Source organism: Mesorhizobium sp. M0701, assembly GCF_040320365.1.
Taxonomy (GTDB): domain Bacteria; phylum Pseudomonadota; class Alphaproteobacteria; order Rhizobiales; family Rhizobiaceae; genus Mesorhizobium.
The window spans coordinates 53178-72520 of sequence record NZ_JAMYPO010000036.1; the positions used below are offsets into that span (position 1 = coordinate 53178).

Here is a 19343-nt window from a genome sequence, read left to right on the forward strand (position 1 = left end):
TTATCTTTCAGTGTGATGGTTTTCGTTGCCGCAGTTGCCATTGGGCAAGCACCACGAGCAAAACGGAGGCGACGAGCACGATCGTCGCGATGGCATTGATCTCCGGCGTGACCCCGCGCCGGATCGAGGCGAAGACATAGATCGGCAATGTCGTCTGTGCGCCGGCGACGAAGAAGGCGACGATGAAATCGTCGAAGGAGAATGTGAAGGCGAGCAGGAAGCCGGCGATCACCGCCGGCATGATCTGCGGCAACACGATGCTGCGGAACGTCGTCAGCGGGGTGGCGTAAAGATCGCTCGAGGCCTCGACCAGATTGCGGTCGAGGCTGCCGAGGCGCGTGCCGACAATCATCGCCACCAGCGCCATCGAAAACAGCCCGTGCGCGGCGATGATCGAGCCATAGCCGAGCGCCAGGCGCGGTGGCTGGTCGTTCGGCCACAGCGAAGCGACAAACGGGTTGACCACCCCGAATAGCTGGACCAGCGCGACCAGCGTCGAGATGCCGATGACGACACCAGGAACGACGATCGCAGCACCCAAAAGCGCATCGAACACGGCTCGCGTCCGCACGCCGACACGCGCCAGGCCAAGCGCGGCGGCCGTGCCGCACAGCGCCGCCAGCAAGGCGCTGGTCGTGGCGATGAACAGGCTGTTCTTCAGCGCTTCGACCAGGAACGGGTTTGCCAGGGCCTTGCCGTACCATTGCACCGAGAAGCCAGTGAACTCGCTGGCGTGGTGGCCGGCGTTGAACGAAAACAGCACCACCAGCGCGATCGGAAGGTAGAGAAAGGCAAAGACTGCAACGACGAAGGCACGCATCAGATCAGGTCCACCCGGCGGGCACCCGAAAGCCGGGTCGAAATGCGGTTCGCGGCAAGCAGCACGACCACTGAAACCGCCACAAGTGTGATGGCGATTGCCGATCCGAATGGCCAGTTGCGCGATTGCAGGAACAGATCGACCAGCGCGTTGCCGATGAAGAAGACCTTGCCGCCGCCGAGTAGCGTCGGGATCAGATATTCGCCGAGCAGCAGGATCATGACCAGCGAGAAGCCGGTCATCACACCTGGCAGCGACAGCCGCAGCGTCACGCCGAGGAATGTCGAGATCGGCGTCGCGCCGAGATCGGCGGAGGCCTCCAGCAGCCGGCGGTCGAGCCGCTCGAGGCTGACATAGATCGGCAGGATCATCAGCGGCAGATAACCATAGACGATGCCGAGCAGAACCGCTCCCGGCGTGTTGATCAGCCGCACGTCCTCCATCCCGACATAGGCCAGCAGAGCTGGGATGCCGCGCCCGCCAAGCACATACATCCAGGCATAGGTTCGCATCAGCAGGCTGGTCCAGAACGGGATGACGACAAGCGCCAGCAGGATCAGCCGCCACCGTTCGGGTGCGCGCAAAGCGAGATAATAGGCGACCGGATAGGCAACGAGAAGACAGGCCAGTGCGCCCGCCGGCGCCAGCACCATGGTGTTCCAGAAGGCGGTCGCCCGCGCCGGAAGATTGGCAAACTGCGCCAAGGTGAAAGCGGCCTGATAGCCGCCTTCCGGCGCCCGCTCGCCGACGCTGAAAACGGCAATCGCCACGAACGGCAAAACTAAAAACACCACCAGCCACGCCGTTGCTGGACCGAGCAGCAGGGCGGTCAGGAGATTGTGACGGAGGACGTTGCTGCGCATTGAAAAAACCGCCCGGGTGCCGGCGGACATCTGTCCGCCGGGGAGTTGCCTGCATCGAGCCTGTGGCCTGCCCGGTTCAAGCCGACTTGAAGCGTGCCATCAATTCGGCCCGGCCCGGATCGGTTAGCGTCGCAGCCGCACCGAATTCGAGCGGCTTCAGCAGATCCGCCGCCGGATAGAGGATCGGATTGTCCAGCACCTCCTTGGGCAGCAGCGCATTGACCCGCGCATCGGTGGAAGGCGCACCGTTGGCCAGGTGCTCCTTGACCGCGACTTTCGGGTTCATCAAATAGTTGAGCAAGGCATAGCCGGCAGGCTTGTTCGGCGCATCCTTGGGTATTGCGTAGAAGTCGGTCCAGATCTCGCCGCCTTCCTTGCCAAGCACGTAGGCGATTTCGGGGATGTCGCGGTGGAGCTGCGCCCCGTCATTGGTCCAGCACATCGTCATCCACGCGTCGCCGGCACGCATCGACGGCTGGTAGTCGCTAGAGACCGCGAACAGATGCGGCTTGACCTTCAGCAGCAATTCCTCCGCCTTGGCGAGTTCCTCCGGCCTCAGCGAGTTGAACGAGAAGCCGAAATATTTCAGCGCGTTGCCGATCGTGGTCAGCTGGTAATCATGAACCATGGTCCGGCCGTCGCCCTCCGCCATGGCCGTGTCCCAGAATTCCTTCCAGCTCGTCATCGGCTTGGTCAGTTTCTTGGTGTTGACTGCAAATCCGGTGGTGCCCCAATTCTTCGGCACAGCGTAGGTCACCCCGTCGATGGTGCCTTCCCCAGTGAAGCGCGGGTCTTCTTGCGAGCCGTCATAATTGGCAAGCTTGGCCATATCCAGCGCTTCGATGATGCCAAGCTTCTTGTAAGTCGAGATCGTGTAGTTGGTCGGAACGAAAAGGCTCCAGCCCGAGGCGCCGGCCTGCAGCTTGGCCAGCATCTCCTCGTTTGACCCGAACACGTTCACCTCGACGGCAACGCCGGTTTCGGCCTTGAAATTCTCGAACGTCGCCGGGTCGTGATAATTGGGCCAGGTGGCAATCGACATGCGGTCGCCAAGCCCCTCCTGGGCGAAGGCTGGCGACGGCATGATGCCGAGTTCGCGGGCCATTACTGCCGTTGCGATGCCTAGGCCGGTGAGGCCAAGGAACTCGCGGCGGCCGATGGAACCGCGCTTGAGGCGCATCAACTGGTCGACGAATTTTTCAGGGCTTATCGGCAGTCCGTCACGATACGATTTCGACATTTTTGTTTTCCCTCTGGTTGGTCCCGTTATTCTCCGGAAACGCCAGCGGCGTTCCGGCTGTAAAGCCGACGGCGACGGGTTCACCCGGCTTGAAGAGATTTCCACCGCCAACCAGATGATCGGCCTTGGCGAGCAGCGTCCCGATGCCTTGGACCTCGATTGCATATTCCGCGGTGGAACCGAGAAAGATCCGGTTGCGGACAAGCCCGTTCAGCCGGCCGCTTCCGGGCGCGCCGAGACTTAAGGATTCAGGACGCAGGCTTACCGAGACGGCTTCGCCCTGGGCTAGCGAAGTGCGCTTGCGCGCGGCGATGACGGTGCCGTCAGCAAGCGCTACCTCGACGAGCTTGCCCGAGAGCCCGACGACCTTGCCGCTCAAGAGATTGGTCTTGCCGACGAAATCGGCGACGAAGAGGTCGGCGGGTTCGTCGTAGATTTCGCTCGGCTGCCCAAGCTGGACGATGCGCCCGCCATTCATGACGCAGACGAAATCGCTCATCGACAGTGCCTCTTCCTGATCGTGGGTGACCAGGACGAAGGTGATGCCGATCTCGCGCTGCAGGTTCTGCAGCTCTATCTGCATGTCGGTGCGCAGCTTCTTGTCGAGCGCCGCCAGGGGCTCGTCGAGCAGCAGCACCGCCGGCTTGTTGACCAGCGCCCGCGCCAGGGCGACACGCTGCTGCTGGCCGCCGGAAAGCTCATGGATCTTGCGGCGTCCATAGCCGGCAAGCCGAACCATGGCGAGCGCCTCGCCTGCCTTCAGGCTGATCTCCCGCGACGACAGGCGCGGCCGCGCCTGGCGTAGGCCATAGGCGACGTTGTCCGCCACATCCAGATGCGGAAACAACGCATATTGCTGGAACACCATGTTGACCGGCCGCCGATAGGGCGGCGTGCCGGCCATGTCGCGGCCACGGATGAATACCACACCTTCGCTTGGCTGTTCGAAACCGCCGATCATGCGCAAACAGGTTGTCTTGCCGCAGCCGGACGGCCCGAGCAACGCGACAAAGGCAGACGGCGGGATGGCAAGATCGATGCCGCTGACCGCGATCACGCTGCCGTAGCGTTTGGTGACCCCGCGAAACTCGATGTCGGGCACTGCGGTCAAAGCTGCGGGCTCCAGCGGCTAGTTGGTCTCGAAACGCTATCAGAGCCAATGGCGGCTAGTATATACCTCCCAGGTGGTATATTTCATCTATTTTCTCGTCTGGAGGGGTATGAATTGGGCGTTTCACGCAGGGATGAATACAGCCGGCTCGCTGCGCTCATCGCAGCGACGCGGGAGACGAGCGGCGAGCTTTTCGGCAAGGCGATGGTCGCCTGGCTCCGCCAGCATGTCAGCTTCGATCATTGCGTGATCTTCGGCTATCGCGGCGCCTCACGCCCGCCGCTGCTGTTCGAGACATTCTCGCCGGCCGAAAGCCACGTCTTCGTCGCGCTCTATCAGGAAGGGCCTTATCTGCTCGATCCGTTCCACCATGCGGCAGTCGAGCGCAAGGAAGGCTTTTGGCGCATGCGCGAATTGGCGCCGGATCGCTTCTATGCCAGCGAATATTACCGCTCCTATTACAGCCAGACCAGGCTTGCGGAGGAGGTCGGCTTTTTCGTGCCGCTGCCGGGAAAGGACGCGCTGGTGGTCTCGCTAATGCGATTGCGCGCTTCGGGGCCGTTCGGAACCGCCGATGCCAGGTTGCTGCGCGACATGGCGCCTGCGGTGATCAGCCTCGTCAGGCTGCGCTGGCCTACCCTTCCGGCTGACGGACCGGTTGGGACGAAGCAAGACGAGGCGATTGCTCCGGTCAGTGAGTTCGAACGTGCTCACATCTGGAAGAGCCTTTCGCTCACGCCGCGCGAGCAGCATGTCGTCGATCTGGTGCTTCAGGGCCATTCCACGGAATCGATTGCCAGGGCGATGCGCATCGTGCCGGGAACCGTAAAAGTTCATCGCCGCAACATTTACCGCAAGCTCAAGATAAAGTCGCAGGCGGGTCTGTTCGCGCGTTTTGTCGAGATCATGGACGCACGGATTCGGTAGTCCCAAGTTCAGCCGGCAGCGCCGTCCCAGGAATCGGTTTCGGCCATCTGCCTGAGCCGGGGTGCCACTCGAAAGACATCCTTGCCGGTCTGCTGGTGCCAGTGATCCAGCCGCCGGATGATCTTGTCCACGCCTTCGAGGCTCGCCCAGAACATCGGCCCGCCCTTGCCGACCGGGTAGCCGTAGCCGTTGACCCAGACGACGTCGATATCGGAGGCGCGGGCGGCAATCTTTTCCTTGAGGATTTTGGCGCCCTCGTTGATCATCGGATAGAGCGTCCGCTCGATGATCTCCTCGGCGCCGATCGCGCGCGGTGCAACACCGCGCTCGGCAGCCTTGTTGCGGATCAGCGCCTCGACATCGGGATCGGGCAGCGGCGTGCGCGAACCGCCTTCGTAGCGATAGAAGCCGCTGCCGGTCTTCTGGCCGAAATGTCCCTGTTCGCACAACGCATCGGCGATCACGGCCGTCTGGCCACGCGCCTTGCGGTTGCGCCAGCCTATGTCGAGGCCGGCGAGATCGCTCATCTCGAACGGCCCCATCGGCCAGCCGAAATCGGTGAACACCTGGTCGACCTGGCGCGGCATTGCGCCTTCCAGCAGAAGCGTCTCCAGTTCCGCACCGCGCGCCGCCAGCATGCGGTTGCCGACGAAGCCGTGGCAGACGCCGACGACGACCGGCACCTTGCCGATCCGCCGTGCCAGATCGACGATGGTCGCCAGCACGTCGGGCGAAGTCTTGTCGGCGCGGACGATTTCCAGAAGCTTCATGACGTTAGCCGGCGAAAAGAAATGCATGCCGAGGAGATCTTGCGGCCGCGACGTCGAAGCGGCGATTTCGCTGACGTCGAGATAGGAGGTGTTGGTGGCGAGGATCGCGCCCGGTTTGGCCACGGCATCCAGCCTGCCGAATACCTCCTTCTTGACCGCCATTTCCTCGAACACGGCCTCGACGATCAGGTCGCAATCGGCGAGGTCGGCATAGTCGGTGCTGCCCCTGAACAAATCCAGCCGCTCGCGCTTGGCGTCTTCGCTCAGCGAGCCGCGGATGACGGAAACGGCATAATTCTTGTTGATCGTCGCCAGCCCGCGCTGCAAAGCCTCGTGCGTCGCTTCCAGCAAGGTCACGGGGACGCCGCCGTTGGCGAACGCCATGGCGATGCCGCCGCCCATCGTGCCGGCGCCGATGACGCCGACCCGGGCGATCTTGCGCCTGACGACGTCCTTGCCGGCAATCTTTGCCGCCTCACGTTCAGCGAAGAACAAATGCCGCTGCGCGCGTGATTGGTCCCCGCCGACAAGCTTGACGAACAGGTCGCGCTCCGCCGCCAGCGCTTCGTCGAAGGGCAGCGTCAGGGCGTTGCGGACCGACTGCGCACAGGCGATCGGCGCCTCGAGGCCGCGTGCTTTGCCGGCAAGCACTGCCGCTTCCTTGTCGAACGCCGGCAAGTCGGCCTGGTCGAGGCGATCATTGCAGTCGCGCACCGGTGTGAACGGACCGCCTTTCGCGGCCGTTTCGCTGGCGAAACTCACCGCTTGCGCGGTCAGGTCGCCATCGAAGACGGCATCCACCAGGCCGGCGGCGAGCGCCTCGGCCGCACCGATCGGCGTTCCCGAAACGATCATGTTGAGTGCCTTCAGCGGACCAACCAGGCGCGGCAGGCGAACCGTGCCGCCGCCCCCCGGCAGCAGGCCGAGCTTGACTTCCGGCAGGCCGAGCCTTGCCGCTCGGTCGGCAACACGGAAATGGCAGCCGAGCGCCAGTTCCAGGCCGCCGCCGAGCGCAGTGCCGTGAATGGCCGCGACCGTCGGCTTGGCGATGGTTTCCAGCATGGCGACTAGGGCGCCCAGGTCCGGTTGCCGCGCCGGCTTGCCGAATTCGGTGATGTCGGCGCCGGCGACGAAGGTCCGCCCGGCGCATGCTATCACGATTGCTCCGACCGACGGCTCGTCGCGCAGGGAAACGAGCGCCTGCATCAGCGGCTCGCGCACATGGAAGCTCAGCGCGTTGACCGGCGGATTGTCGATGCTCACCACCGCGACGTTGCCGTGCCTTGTAGTGCTGACGAAATCGGACACGCAAACCTCTTGCAAACGATGCTGGCGAAGGCGCGATTGGCTTTACAGCGCCAATGCTCTCATGGAAACCGGTGTTTTCGTCGGGTCGATCGGTCGTCAGGACCGGCCGGTGGGTCAGCCGGCGGGTAACGATTGACGACGTCGCTTTGGATGTAGAGAGTATCGATTCGAACACAACCAACATTTTGGCCGTCGCCAACACCAGGAATGACCAAAGAATTAGCGGGAGAGTCCACTGCCGTTCTTATGGACGAAGCCCGGTACGGCGATCATGACCACGATCTAAGCTACAGAGCCGGGCAGGAACTCCTAAGGAGATGGAGGCGAGGAGTTGATCTGGAATTTCTCGTCGGCCTCATGCAGTCCGAGAAATCCAGCGACCGGCTCCGCGCGGCTTACTGCCTTGGCGAGTTGGGCGAAGCAGTCGAAGTCCTGAAGATACCGGCAACGGAGTTTGCAAGCGACCCCCTCCCCGATTGCCGAGTTGCCTTCGTGAATTACATGTCTACGTCCGGCTACTACGACGAAGCGATCGCCAAGGCTTTGGCGAACTGCCTACTGGATCTTGACCTCTATGTGAGACCGACAGCGATCAAATGGGCGGTCCGCACGACGGTCGATAGACTGCAAGAGTTGTCTCGGCTGGTGTTGTCCGGAACTGGCCGATTTGAATTGAAATTTCGCAATCCGCTCAGCAACGACTTCTGGGAAAAAGCTGTTCGAGAACGCGGAATACGTGGCATCGAAATCATTCGGCGCTTGCGCGCTGGCGAAGAAATCCAGCACATCAGGAAGGGAGTGTCCGGAGAAGACAGCTTCGTTCTTGACAGCATTCTTTTTTCGAGAACCCGTGGGGAACGCTCTTCGAAATGGGAAAAAATGAAATCGAAAGATCGATCGCCCTCACCTGATTCTTGCTAGCGCAGCGCCTTCTGCCCACCGGCGGCGGTGATGACGCCGACGATGATCAGCCCGGTCAGCACCAGGCGGACGCCGACGCTCACGCCGAACGTGTTGAGCATGGTCAACAGCAGCACCAGGAACAGTGCCGCGCCCCAGACCCCCGGCACATTGGCCTTGCCGCCCGCCACCGACGTGCCGCCGATGACGACGACGGCGATCGAGGCCAGCAGATACTCATTGCCGATATCGACATTGGCGCCGCGGAAATAGCCGGCGAGCAGTGCGCCGTCGAGGCCGCCGAGCGCGCCCGACAGCGTGTAGGTGAGGAAGCGGGTGCGGCCGACATTGACGCCGGCCAGCCAGGCAGCGCGGATGTTCTGGCCGATCGCCAGCACCGAGCGTCCGTAGATCATGCGCTGCAAAACGATGCCGGCGCCGATGGTGAACAGCACGGTGAGGATCGCCAGCACCGGAATGCCGAAGATCTGCCAGTTGGTGAAATCGGCAAAGCCCGGCGGCGGCTTGATCTGCAGGCCCCGCCCATAGCTGATATCGACCGACTGGATGACGAAGCTGGCCGATAGCGTCGCGATGATCGGCGGAATGCGCAGCGCCCAGATCAGCAGGTAGTTGACGGCGCCGATCGCCATGCCGCAGGCCAGCGCTGCCAGCAGGCCGACCGCGATCATCGCATCATTGCCGTCCATGACCTTCATGGCGACGGCGCTGGCAAGGCCGATATTGGCCGGCAGCGACAGGTCGACATTGCCCGGCCCGAGCGTGATGACGAACATCTGGCCGACGCCGACGATGACGGTGAAGACGGCGAGCGACAGCGCCGCCGTGATCATGCCGCCGCCGCCATAGCCGCCGGTGAAGGCGATGGTCGCCAGCCACACCAGCAGCGCCCCGAAGAATGACCAGATCCAGGGTCTGGCGAGCAGTGTCCGCAGCGATGCCATGCTCACCTCTCCCTGCGGCTGATCAGCACCCGCGCCGCCAGCACGATGATCAGGATGGCGCCGTTGGCGGCCACCTGCCAGTCGGGCGGAATGTGCATGAACGTCAAGAGCGGCGATGCCGCCAGCGCCAGCGTCAGCGCGCCGATGACGGCGCCGATCGGCGACACCCGGCCGCCGACGAACTCGCCGCCGCCGAGGATGACGCCGGCGATCGAAAGCAGCGTGTAGCCATTGCCGATATTGGCATCGGCCGAGGTGGTGATGCCGATCAGCGCCATGCCGGACAAAACGCCGAACAGGCCGGTCAGCGCAAACAGCGCGATCTTGGTGCGCAGCAGCGACCAGCCGGCGCGCTTGAGTGCGGCTGAATTGCCGCCCGATCCACGCAGGATGACGCCGTAGGAGGTGCGCATCAGGCCAAAGTGGACGACGGCTGCGATCAGCAATGCCGCGATGATCGGGAACGGAATGAAGGGTGGCTTGAAGGCCATCAGCGCCAGCAGCCAGTCCGGCGCCTTGCCGCCGGGCTTGGGCAGGATGAGGATGGCCATGCCCTGCCAGACAAAACTCATGCCGAGCGTCACCACGATAGAGGGCAGGTTGCGCAGATGGATCAGCGCGCCGAGCAGCGCGTAGACGCCGATCGACCCGAGCAGGATCACGACGCCGAGCAGCGGCGCGTCCTTCAGCCATGTCGCCGTCACGCAGCCGACGAAGCCGACAAAGGTGCCGATCGACAGATCGAGCTCGTTGCCGGCGATGACGAACATCTGCGCGATCGTCGCCAGAGCGATCGGGATCGCCAGATTGAGCATCAGGCTGAAACCGAAATAGCTGATGGCGCGCGGGTTGAGCCAGGCGATGGCGATGAGCACCAGCGCCAGCGACAGTGCCGGCAGCAGGCTGCGCAGCATGCGCGCCCGCCTCGTGGCGCGAGCCGAAGATTTTAGCCCATTCTCGACGGATACCGCTGTCATCTCAGGCCGCATCGCCGAACGACGACTGGATGATCTTTTCCTCCGTCAGTTCGTCGCGACGAAGGTTGGCGACGATCCGGCCGTTCTTGAACACATAGATGTGGTCGCAATTGTCGAGCTCTTCGGTTTCGGTGGTGTACCAGAGGAAAGTGCGGCCATGGCGAGCCTCCTCGCGCACCAGGTCGTAGACTTCGAGCTTGGTGCCGATGTCGACGCCGCGCATCGGATCGTCCATCAGCACGATCTTGGCGTCGGAGCCGAGCGCCCGCGCGAACAGCGCCTTCTGCTGGTTGCCGCCGGACAGCGAGAAGATGTTGTTGTTCATGTCGGGCGTACGGATGCCGATTTTCCGCTGCCACAACTCGGCGAGCTCGGCTTCGCGCTGCGGCGAGATCAAGAGGCCGTTGCGCAATCGCGCCAGCGAACGGATGCCGATGTTCTCGGCAATCGACCATTGCGGAAAAATCCCGTCCGACTGGCGGTCGCCGGCAACCAGCGCCACCGGCGCGGTGACCTCGATGCCGGTCTTGGCACGGGAAGCCGCAGCAAAGATAGCCAGCAAAAGATCGGTCTGCCCATGCCCGGCAAGTCCGGCAAGGCCGATGATCTCACCGGCACGGGCGACGAGCTCGTTGCCGTCCTGCTGTCGCGCCGGGCGCGCCCGGACCCGCAGCGGACCGGGCTCCGGCTTGCCGCTCGCAATCTCTGCGGCGGTCTTCTCGCGCGCCTCCGCTCCGCCCATCGCCGTCACCAGCCTGTCGCGGTCGAAGGCGTCGGCCTGCCCGGCGGAGACCACTTTGCCGTCGCGCATCACCACGATCCGGTCGGCATTTCCGAGCACTTCGCCCAACACATGCGAGATCAGGATGCAGCTCTTGCCGGCGGCGATGAAGCGGCGCACGAACGCCAGCAGCTGGCCGGCGGTATGCGCGTCGAGCGAGGATGTCGGCTCGTCGAGGATAACCAGCTCAAGCGGCTCCTGCGTGACCGTGAAGGCGCGCGCCACCTCCACCATCTGCCGGCTGGTGATGGAAAGATCACCGACGATGTCGGATGCCGAGATGCTGTGGCCGGGGAAGATCTCGTCGAGCTTGGCAGCGATCAGATCGGCCACTTTGCGCCGCCAGCCGAAGCCATGCAGCGACGCGTGGTTGATCCGCGTGTTCTCGGCGACGCTGAGGTTCGGGCAGAGCGACAGCTCCTGGAACACACAGCGTATGCCGAGCTGCTGCGCGCGCGGCACCGAATAACTTGCCTCGACACCGCCGCGGACCGCGATCTGCCCGCTGTCGGGGGCAAGCGTGCCCGCCACCATATGCATGAGCGTCGATTTTCCGGCGCCGTTATGGCCGACGAGACCGACGCATTCTCCGGCACGAACGCTGAAATCGACACCGGCGAGCGCCCTGACGGCGCCGAAATGTTTTTCGGCTCCGTCCAGTCTTATGATGTCAAAACTGACGGCGCCGAAAAGCTTTTCGGCGCCGTCCGGCATGATGATGTCTGCATTGGCCTCGGGCATCCCTCAACGATACCCGGTTATCCGTGGCGGCAACAATAGCGCCATGCTCACTTGATGTTGGCCTTGATCGCCGCGATGGCGTCTTCCTGCGTGTATTCGTGGCTGGCGACGCCGCCCTTCGGAATCTTCGGCAGCGCGGCCTCGAAATCGTCCTGGGTGAAGGCAAGATAGGGCACCAGCAGGTCGTGCGGCACGTCGGTGCGGCCGTCGAGCACCTGCTGCGCCACCCAGAAGGCAAGCGTCGATACGCCCGGTGCGATCGATGCCGACCAGGTCTTGTAACCGTCCTTTTCCTTCTGCTCCTTCCACCACTGCAACTCGTCCTGGCGATTGCCCATGATGATGGTCGGGCGTGGCTTGCCGGCGGCGGCGAAAGCCTGCGCCGCGCCGTAGCCGTCACCGCCCTGGTCGACGACCCCGACAACATCCGGCAGCGAAGGCAGGATCGTCGCTACGGCTTTCTGTGCCGTGGTCTGGTCCCAGTCGCCGGTCACCGAGCCGACGATCTTGAACTCGGGATGGGCAGCGACGCCTTCGAGGATGCCGGCATGGATGGCATCGTCGATCGAGGTGCCGGCGAGGCCGCGGATTTCCAGCAGGTTGCCGCCCTTGGGCTGGAACTTGGCCATCTGCTCGACTTCCTGCTTGCCCATGTCCTTGAAGTCGACGACGACGCGGTAGGCGCAGGGTTCGGTGACGATACCGTCGAAGGAGACGACGACGATGCCGGCGTCGCAGGCCTGCTTGATGGCGCCGTTGAGCGCATCCGGAGATGCCGCGTTGATGACGATGGCGTCATAGCCCTGCAGGATCAGGTTCTGCACCTGGGCTGCCTGCGTCGGCACTTCCTTGTCGGCCGTCGTGAAGACGTCCGCGGCGCCGACCACCTTGTCGGCAACCGCCTTCTTGGTAACGATGGCGTAGCTGTCCAGCATCGCCTGCCGCCAGGAATTGCCGGCGTAATTGTTGGAGAAGGCGATTTTCTTGCCGCTGGTGTCGGCAACCGCGGTACCTGCGGCGAGCATCGCCGCAAGAGCCCCCAAAACGAATATTTTCCTCATGTCATACTCCTCCCGTGAGTTGCTGTCTTGCTGGTGGTTAATGGCTGGCTGGTGGGGTATTGGCTGATACGCTCACAATCTTGTTTTTTATCTATTATCAGACAAATGCAGATAGGCGGCAAGCTGTCAACAGCAATCCATGGCCGGCGATCAACTTGCGGTGCAATCATTGAAACCGGTTCGACTCCTGGTCTAGGGATGGCACTGGAGACCGATTGAATGGCGACGAACCTTGCCCCGGGTGCACCCGGCATTCCGGCACGCTGGACCTCGAGCGCCAAGAGCGGCGTCGGCACCGCGCTCTCGCCGGCCTGCCCGATCTGGTTCACCATCAGCCACGGTATCCTCAACGAGATCTACTACCCGCGCCTCGATAGCGCCTGCACCCGCGATCTGGGGCTGATCGTCACCGGACCTGACGGCTATTTCTCGGAAGAAAAACGCGACGCCGAACACAGTATCGAACCCCTCGCGGACGGGGTGCCTGCCTACCGGCTGGTCAACACCGCAAGCGATGGAACCTACAGGATCGAAAAGCGCATCCTGACGGATCCGGAACGTCCCGTCTTGCTGCAGGAGATTATGTTCACGCCGCTCAAAGGCGCAGCCGCCGACTACCGCGTCTACGCGCTGCTGGCACCGCACCTCGTCAACGCCGGCATGGGCAACACCGCCTGGATCGACGACCATGAAGGACAGCCTGTCCTGTTTGCATCGGGACGCGGCACCTGCCTGGCGCTCGCCTCGTCGCTGCCGTGGAAGGTGTGCTCGGCCGGCTATGTCGGCGTCTCCGACGGCTGGCAGCAGCTTGGTCAAGGCGGCCGGCTCGATCCGGCCTGCCGCAGGGCCGAGGATGGCAATGTCGCGCTGACCGGCGAGATCGCCTTTTCGGCCGCAAACCCAAAAATATTGCTGGCGCTCGGCTTTGGCACGACGCCGCAACAGGCGGCGGAAACCGCTTTCGCCAGCCTGAGGCAAGGTTTTGAGCCCGCAGCCGGATCCTACGTCGACAAATGGCGCAAATGGCAGGCCGGTTTGCTGCCGCTGGACCGGCATGCGGCGTCCGGCCTCAACAGCTACCGCCTCAGCACGGCGGTGCTGGCGACACACCGGTCGTCGGCCGGAGCAGCCGTTGCCAGCCTGTCGATCCCGTGGGGCTTCAACAAGGGCGACGACGATCTCGGCGGCTATCACCTGGTCTGGCCGCGCGATCTGGTCGAAACCGCCGGCGGCTTCCTCGCTGCCGGCGACCCGGCGGAAGCCTTGCGCATCCTTGGCTATCTGCGCTCGATCCAGCAGCCGGACGGCCATTGGCCGCAGAACGCCTGGCTCGACGGATCGGCCTATTGGCCGGGCATCCAGATGGACGAATGCGCCTTCCCGCTGCTGCTTGCCGACGCACTGCGCCGCGCCGGCCATTTGCCGCCTGCCGCACTCTCCTCCTTCATGCCGATGATCGAGCGCGCTGCCGCCTATGTCGTGCGCAACGGCCCGGTCACCGGCGAGGACCGCTGGGAAGAAGACGCCGGCTACAGCCCGTTCACACTTGCGGTCGAGATCGCCGCATTGCTTGCGGCTGCGGACATCTTCGATGCCGCCGGCAAAACAGAGCCGGCAAACTATCTGCGCGAAACCGCCGACGTCTGGAACGATCAGATCGAGCGCTGGACCTACGTGGCCGGCACCGCCGCATGCGAGCAAGCCAGCGTCGAAGGCTACTATGTCCGCATTGCGCCGCCCGACAAAGCCGGCGCGGCATCGCCGAAAGACGGCTACGTCCCGATCAAGAACCGCCCGCCGGCCGATACGGACCGGCCGGCCAAGGCGATCGTCAGCCCGGATGCGCTGGCGCTGGTCCGCTTCGGCCTCAGGGCGGCCGACGATCCGCGCATCCTCGACACGGTCAAGGTCATCGACGCGCAATTGCGCTGCGAACTGCCGCAGGGCCCGCTCTGGTACCGCTACAATGGCGATGGCTATGGCGAGCATGCCGACGGCGCGCCCTTCGATGGAACCGGCCGGGGCCGGCCCTGGCCGCTGCTGGTCGGCGAGCGCGCTCATTACGAGCTGGCGGCAGGCCGCAGGGATAGTGCGGCAAGCCTGCTCAGGACGTTCGAGAACTCTGCCGGACCGGGCGGCCTGCTACCGGAGCAGGTCTGGGACGGTCCCGACATGCCGGAGCGCGAATTGCGGCATGGCGGGCCCTCCGGCAGCGCCAAGCCGCTGGTCTGGGCGCATTCCGAGCACATCAAGCTGCTGCGGTCGCTGCGCGACGGCACGGTGTTCGACATGCCGCCGCAAGGCGTCAAGCGCTATATCGAGGGCAGGACGGTGTCGCGCTTCAGGGCATGGCGCTTCAACCACAAGATCCGTACCATCCCGGCAGGCAAGGCGCTGCGCATCGAACTTCTGGCCCGGGCGGTGGTTCATTGGAGCAGCGACAATTGGGCAACCGTCCATGACACCGAGACCACCGCGAATGCTTTCGGCCTCCATTTTGCGGAATTGCAGGTTGCCGAGATTGCTCCAGGCAATAGCCCGGGCAATAGCATTGTCTTCACTTTCTTCTGGCCCGATAGCGGCCATTGGGAGAATGCTGACTTTTCTGTCGGCATCGGCGATACCGGATAGAGCATGATCCCGCAAAGTGGAGACCGGTTTTCGGAAAAGATCATGCTTCAATCGCAGCGCCACTAGATCATCGATCCCTCAAGTAAGGCAGGACGAGACCATGCAGATAGGAATGATGGGACTGGGCCGGATGGGCGCCAACATGGTTCGGCGCCTGCTGCGCGATGGCCACGAATGCGTCGTCTACGACATCAACCCGGCGAGCGTCGCCGCGCTTGTGAGCGCCGGCGCGGTCGGAGCCGCCTCGATGGAGGAGTTCGTCGGCAAGCTGGCGAAGCCGCGCAGCGCCTGGCTGATGCTGCCTGCGGCGATCACCGGCAAGATCGTCGACCAGGTGGCTGCCCTGATGGAGCCGGGCGACATCATCATAGACGGCGGCAATTCCTATTATCACGAGGCCGTCGACCACGCCGCGCGCCTCGCCTTGAAAGGCTTGAGCTATGTCGATGTCGGCACCAGCGGCGGCGTCTGGGGCCTCGAGCGCGGCTACTGCCTGATGATCGGCGGCCCCGACAGCGCGGTCCAGCATCTCGATCCGGTCTTCGCAACGCTGGCGCCGGGCGCCGACGCCGCTTCGCCCGCCCCTGCCAAGGATGCCGGAACCGCTCCCTTCGGCTATCTCCACTGCGGACCAAGCGGCGCCGGCCATTTCGTCAAGATGGTCCATAACGGTATCGAATATGGCGTTATGGCCGCCTATGCCGAAGGCATGAACATCCTGAAGTCGGCGAATGCCGGCAAACGGCAGCGCACCGCCGACGCCGAAACCAGCCCGCTGGAAAACCCGCAATATTACCAGTTCGACATCGACATCGCTGAAGTGGCCGAGGTCTGGCGGCACGGCAGCGTCATCGGCTCGTGGCTGCTCGACCTGACGGCCGGCGTACTGAAGGCCGATTCGTCGTTGACGCAGTTCGGCGGGCGGGTCTCGGATTCCGGCGAAGGCCGCTGGACGCTGAAGGCGGCGATCGACACCGGCGTGCCGGCGCCGGTGCTGTCCTCGGCGCTGTTCGACAGGTTCTCCTCGCAAGGCGAATCCGAATTCGCCGACAAGCTTCTGTCCGCCATGCGCTATGCCTTTGGCGGCCATGTCGAAAAACCCAAGGCCGGCTCGTGACGGGCGACAGGGAGGCACGCCCATGAGCCAGGAACGATCGGACACGCTGGTGCTTTTCGGCGCCACCGGCGATCTCGCCCACAAGAAGATCTTCCCCGCCCTTTACGCCATGGTGGCCAAAGGGACGCTGAACGAGCCGGTGATCGGCGTCGCCTTCGATCCCTGGGACCTCGCCAAGCTGCAGGCGCGCGCCCGCGACGGCATCGTCAACGCCTTGGGCAGCATCGACGACAAGATCTTTGCCAGGCTTGCATCGCTGCTGCGCTATGTCAGCGGCGACTATCGGGCGCCTGCGACCTTCGAGAAGCTGAAGACCGCGCTCGGCAGCGCTGAGCGGCCGCTGCACTATCTGGCGGTGCCGCCGGCGATGTTCGAGGTGGTCGTCCAGGGGCTGGAGCAGTCGGGCGCCGCCCAGGGCGCGCGCCTGATGGTGGAAAAGCCGTTCGGCCACGATCTGCAATCGGCGCGCTGGCTGAACCGGGTGCTGCATCTGGTCTTCGACGAGAAGTCGATCTTTCGCATCGACCATTATCTCGGCAAGGAGGCGATCCAGAACCTGCTCTATTTCCGCTTCGCCAACTCCTTCCTCGAGCCGATCTGGAACCGCAATTACGTCGAGAGCGTGCAGATCACCATGGCCGAGGATTTCGGTGTCGAGGGCCGCGGCCGCTTCTATGACGAGGTCGGCTGCATTCGCGATGTCATCGAAAACCATCTGCTCAACATCCTCTTGCTGCTCGCCATGGAACCGCCGGTCGGCCGCTCGGCCGACGATCTCATCGACGAGAAGGTGCAGGTCCTGCGGGCGATCCGGACGCTGACCAGGGACGATGTGGTGCGCGGCCAGTTCGACGGCTATCTCAACGAGCCGGGCGTGGCGCCGAACTCGCCGGTCGAGACCTTCGCGGCGGTGCGCTTTTTCGTCGATACCTGGCGCTGGCAGGATGTGCCGTTCTTCATTCGCGCCGGCAAATCCCTGCCGGTGCACGCCACCGAGGTCATCGTGCGGCTGAAGCGGCCGCCGCTCGACGTCTTCGATCCGATCAAGCCCGGCGACTGCAATCACGTGCGCTTCCGCATCGATCCTCAGGTGGCGATCTCGATCGGAGCCCGGCGCAAGGCGCCCGGCGATGACATGGTCGGTGAGCAGGTCGAGCTCACCGCGCTGGACGATTCGAAGGGCGACATGCCGCCTTACGAGCGGTTGATCGGCGACGCCATGAACGGCAACGGCCAGCTGTTCACCCGCCAGGACGCCAGCGAGCTCGCCTGGCGCATCGTCGGCCCGGTGCTCGGCGACACCACGCCGCCCCCTGTCTACGCGCCAAAGACGTGGGGGCCGACCGAAGCCATGGCTGGATTCGGGCCGCCGAACGGCTGGATCAATCCAGCGAAATGAGTTCTGGGAGGCGAAAGCGATGGCCAAGGCGGTGAAGCAACCGGCATCGGAGGAAGAAAAGATCGTGCTTGCGATCGATATCGGCGGCTCGCACGTCAAGATCCGCACCAGCGCCGGCGGCGACGAGCGCAAGACCGCTTCCGGACCGGAGCTTACGCCGCAGCAGATGGTCGCGGCGGTGAAGACGCTCGCCGAAGGACTGCACTACGATGTCGTCTCGATGGGCTATCCGGGCCCGGTGCACCACAACCGGCCGCTGACCGAACCCGCCAATCTCGGCAAGGGCTGGGTCGGCTACGATTTCGCCGCCGAGTTCGGCAAACCGGTCAAGGTCGTTAATGATGCGCTCATGCAGGCCATCGGCAGTTATGAGGGCGGCCGCATGCTGTTCCTTGGCCTCGGCACCGGCCTGGGGGCCGCGATGATCGTTGATAACGTTGCCCAGCCGATGGAGCTTGCCCATCTTCCCTACAAGAAGCGCGGCAGTTTCGAAGACTATGTCGGCGAACGCGGCCTGCAAAAGCGCGGCAAGAAGAAATGGCGCAAACACGTCTTCGACGTAGTCGACCGGCTTCGCGCCGCCATGCAGCCGGACTACGTGGTCATCGGCGGCGGCAATGTCGACGAACTCACCGACTTGCCCGCCGATTGCAGACGCGGCGACAACACACGCGCCTTCGAGGGCGGATTTCGACTATGGCGCGACAAATCCCTGATTATTTGATATTGCTGATTGTCTGATATTATCGAGCACCGGCTCAGGGTTGTTAATCCCGCGCTGCCGTTAGTATTATTTATTCAAAATAATGTGTGACGTGGTGCGGCGTCATTGCATTGCGCAGATTTGCCGACTAGGAATTTCTGCGACCCCCATGGACGGAGAGATAGATTGACCGACGACAACAACAACGCTCGCAAAAATATCGACCTGCTCGAGCTGACCGCCCATATCGTGTCCGCCTATGTCGAGAAGAACCGCTTGCCGGCTTCCGGCCTCGGCGATCTCATCGCCAGCGTCAGCGCTTCCATAGGCGGCCTCGGGCAACCGGCTGTGCCGGTCGCCGCGCCGCTGACGCCTGCCGTCAATCCCAAGAAATCGGTGACGCCGGACTACATCATCTGTCTCGAGGACGGCAAGAAGTTCAAATCCTTGAAGCGCCATATCGGCGTTCATTTCGGGCTGACGCCCGACGCCTATCGCGCCAAATGGGGCCTGCCGTCGGACTACCCGATGGTCGCCCCCAACTACGCGGCCTCGCGTTCGCAGCTTGCCAAGGCGATCGGCCTCGGCCGCAAAGCCCCCCCGCCCGCGCCCGTCAAGGGTAGGGGCAGGAAGGCCAAGGCGACGGCTTGATATCATTGGATCGAGCGGGATGCACATTGAACGCGTTCTGCTGGTCGGTCTGTTGGTGTTCAGCGGAAGCTGCGACGCTCGAAGCTAACGGCATGGCATCCTAGGGTCTGCGCCGCGTCGCTTCGCTCCTTGCTCCGCCCTAGGACGAAGGTAGGATGGCTGAAGGCTAATCGCTGATATCGGAGAGTGGCAGCGCATCCGGTGTATCGGACGACGATTGATGGCGAATTACAAGCTTTCGAGATTGGCCGAACACCCCTCCACTTCGTCATCCCAGGGCGGAGCAAGGAGCGAAGCGACGCGGCGCAGACCCTGGGATCCATGCCGTTACCACGCGGCAGTGCGCCTGCGGACCAGAACCGAACTACCACCCCGTCC

At 63.6% G+C, this 19343-nt stretch carries 16 protein-coding genes; 7 read left to right on the forward strand and 9 right to left on the reverse strand.

What is annotated here, in order from left to right:
- Positions 1-7: 7 nt before the first annotated feature.
- The 4 genes from NKI24_RS26710 to NKI24_RS26725 form a co-directional block, all read right to left on the reverse strand.
- A complete protein-coding gene (locus tag NKI24_RS26710; protein WP_352451299.1) occupies positions 8-820 on the reverse strand; it encodes an ABC transporter permease in 813 nt (270 codons plus the stop codon).
- Complete coding sequence (locus NKI24_RS26715) at positions 820-1683, reverse strand: ABC transporter permease (protein ID WP_352451300.1); 864 nt, start codon at positions 1681-1683, stop codon at positions 820-822. The genes NKI24_RS26710 and NKI24_RS26715 overlap by 1 nt, the downstream gene beginning before the upstream one ends.
- Before the next feature lie 76 nt (positions 1684-1759).
- Positions 1760-2923: an ABC transporter substrate-binding protein gene (locus NKI24_RS26720; RefSeq protein ID WP_352451301.1), complete on the reverse strand. Its 1164-nt coding sequence runs from the start codon at positions 2921-2923 to the stop codon at positions 1760-1762.
- The gene (locus tag NKI24_RS26725; RefSeq protein WP_023678187.1) at positions 2904-4034 is read right to left on the reverse strand and encodes an ABC transporter ATP-binding protein; all 1131 of its coding nucleotides are present in this window, start codon (positions 4032-4034) and stop codon (positions 2904-2906) included. The genes NKI24_RS26720 and NKI24_RS26725 overlap by 20 nt, the downstream gene beginning before the upstream one ends.
- A 114-nt stretch (positions 4035-4148) precedes the next feature.
- Here NKI24_RS26725 and NKI24_RS26730 point away from each other — a divergent pair, with 114 nt between their 5' ends.
- Positions 4149-4961, forward strand: a complete 813-nt coding sequence (locus tag NKI24_RS26730) for a helix-turn-helix domain-containing protein (protein WP_352451302.1) — start codon at positions 4149-4151, stop codon at positions 4959-4961.
- An 8-nt stretch (positions 4962-4969) separates the two neighbouring features.
- Here the strand turns inward: NKI24_RS26730 and NKI24_RS26735 are convergent, their stop codons facing one another.
- Positions 4970-7039, reverse strand: a complete 2070-nt coding sequence (locus NKI24_RS26735) for a 3-hydroxyacyl-CoA dehydrogenase NAD-binding domain-containing protein (RefSeq protein ID WP_352749701.1) — start codon at positions 7037-7039, stop codon at positions 4970-4972.
- A gap of 207 nt (positions 7040-7246) precedes the next feature.
- Here NKI24_RS26735 and NKI24_RS26740 point away from each other — a divergent pair, with 207 nt between their 5' ends.
- Positions 7247-7960, forward strand: a complete 714-nt coding sequence (locus NKI24_RS26740; RefSeq protein WP_352749704.1) for a hypothetical protein — start codon at positions 7247-7249, stop codon at positions 7958-7960.
- On the opposite strand, the gene NKI24_RS26745 is transcribed toward NKI24_RS26740, so the two are convergent.
- The 4 genes from NKI24_RS26745 to NKI24_RS26760 all read right to left on the reverse strand — a co-directional run bounded on the left by NKI24_RS26745 (position 7957) and on the right by NKI24_RS26760 (position 12464).
- The gene (locus NKI24_RS26745) at positions 7957-8904 is read right to left on the reverse strand and encodes an ABC transporter permease (RefSeq protein WP_352456288.1); all 948 of its coding nucleotides are present in this window, start codon (positions 8902-8904) and stop codon (positions 7957-7959) included. The two genes, NKI24_RS26740 and NKI24_RS26745, sit on opposite strands and share 4 nt — an antisense overlap.
- 2 nt (positions 8905-8906) lie before the next feature.
- The gene (locus NKI24_RS26750) at positions 8907-9881 is read right to left on the reverse strand and encodes an ABC transporter permease (protein ID WP_023678190.1); all 975 of its coding nucleotides are present in this window, start codon (positions 9879-9881) and stop codon (positions 8907-8909) included.
- A gap of 1 nt (position 9882) precedes the next feature.
- Complete coding sequence (locus tag NKI24_RS26755) at positions 9883-11376, reverse strand: sugar ABC transporter ATP-binding protein (RefSeq protein ID WP_352681931.1); 1494 nt, start codon at positions 11374-11376, stop codon at positions 9883-9885.
- 74 nt (positions 11377-11450) lie between these two features.
- Positions 11451-12464, reverse strand: coding sequence for an ABC transporter substrate-binding protein (locus tag NKI24_RS26760; protein WP_352749707.1), 1014 nt, complete (start codon positions 12462-12464; stop codon positions 11451-11453).
- Positions 12465-12683: 219 nt separating this feature from the next.
- On the opposite strand from NKI24_RS26760, the gene NKI24_RS26765 reads away from it, so the two are divergent.
- The 5 genes from NKI24_RS26765 (at position 12684) to NKI24_RS26785 (ending at position 18965) form a co-directional block, all read left to right on the forward strand.
- Positions 12684-15095 carry a glucan 1,4-alpha-glucosidase gene (locus tag NKI24_RS26765; protein WP_352749710.1) on the forward strand — a complete coding sequence of 804 codons (2412 nt, stop codon included), beginning with the start codon at positions 12684-12686 and terminating at the stop codon, positions 15093-15095.
- Positions 15096-15195: 100 nt separating this feature from the next.
- Positions 15196-16212: a phosphogluconate dehydrogenase (NAD(+)-dependent, decarboxylating) gene (gnd, locus tag NKI24_RS26770; protein ID WP_023678194.1), complete on the forward strand. Its 1017-nt coding sequence runs from the start codon at positions 15196-15198 to the stop codon at positions 16210-16212.
- Positions 16213-16234: 22 nt separating this feature from the next.
- The gene (gene zwf, locus NKI24_RS26775; RefSeq protein WP_352681892.1) at positions 16235-17611 is read left to right on the forward strand and encodes a glucose-6-phosphate dehydrogenase; all 1377 of its coding nucleotides are present in this window, start codon (positions 16235-16237) and stop codon (positions 17609-17611) included.
- A gap of 19 nt (positions 17612-17630) precedes the next feature.
- The gene (locus NKI24_RS26780) at positions 17631-18335 is read left to right on the forward strand and encodes an ROK family protein (protein WP_352749713.1); all 705 of its coding nucleotides are present in this window, start codon (positions 17631-17633) and stop codon (positions 18333-18335) included.
- 165 nt (positions 18336-18500) lie between these two features.
- Positions 18501-18965 carry a Ros/MucR family transcriptional regulator gene (locus NKI24_RS26785; RefSeq protein ID WP_352481010.1) on the forward strand — a complete coding sequence of 155 codons (465 nt, stop codon included), beginning with the start codon at positions 18501-18503 and terminating at the stop codon, positions 18963-18965.
- Positions 18966-19343 lie beyond the last annotated feature (378 nt).

What these genes read in the sequence shown, in the direction of transcription:
- NKI24_RS26710 (WP_352451299.1), bottom strand. Translation starts at nt 820, where the DNA reads ATGCGTGCCTTCGTCGTTGCAGTCTTTGCCTTTCTCTACCTTCCGATC.
- NKI24_RS26715 (WP_352451300.1), bottom strand. Translation starts at nt 1,683, where the DNA reads ATGCGCAGCAACGTCCTCCGTCACAATCTCCTGACCGCCCTGCTGCTC.
- NKI24_RS26720 (WP_352451301.1), bottom strand. Translation starts at nt 2,923, where the DNA reads ATGTCGAAATCGTATCGTGACGGACTGCCGATAAGCCCTGAAAAATTC.
- NKI24_RS26740 (WP_352749704.1), top strand. Translation starts at nt 7,247, where the DNA reads ATGACCAAAGAATTAGCGGGAGAGTCCACTGCCGTTCTTATGGACGAA.
- NKI24_RS26745 (WP_352456288.1), bottom strand. Translation starts at nt 8,904, where the DNA reads ATGGCATCGCTGCGGACACTGCTCGCCAGACCCTGGATCTGGTCATTC.
- NKI24_RS26750 (WP_023678190.1), bottom strand. Translation starts at nt 9,881, where the DNA reads ATGACAGCGGTATCCGTCGAGAATGGGCTAAAATCTTCGGCTCGCGCC.
- NKI24_RS26755 (WP_352681931.1), bottom strand. Translation starts at nt 11,376, where the DNA reads ATGCCGGACGGCGCCGAAAAGCTTTTCGGCGCCGTCAGTTTTGACATC.
- NKI24_RS26760 (WP_352749707.1), bottom strand. Translation starts at nt 12,464, where the DNA reads ATGAGGAAAATATTCGTTTTGGGGGCTCTTGCGGCGATGCTCGCCGCA.
- NKI24_RS26765 (WP_352749710.1), top strand. Translation starts at nt 12,684, where the DNA reads ATGGCGACGAACCTTGCCCCGGGTGCACCCGGCATTCCGGCACGCTGG.
- gnd (WP_023678194.1), top strand. Translation starts at nt 15,196, where the DNA reads ATGCAGATAGGAATGATGGGACTGGGCCGGATGGGCGCCAACATGGTT.
- zwf (WP_352681892.1), top strand. Translation starts at nt 16,235, where the DNA reads ATGAGCCAGGAACGATCGGACACGCTGGTGCTTTTCGGCGCCACCGGC.
- NKI24_RS26780 (WP_352749713.1), top strand. Translation starts at nt 17,631, where the DNA reads ATGGCCAAGGCGGTGAAGCAACCGGCATCGGAGGAAGAAAAGATCGTG.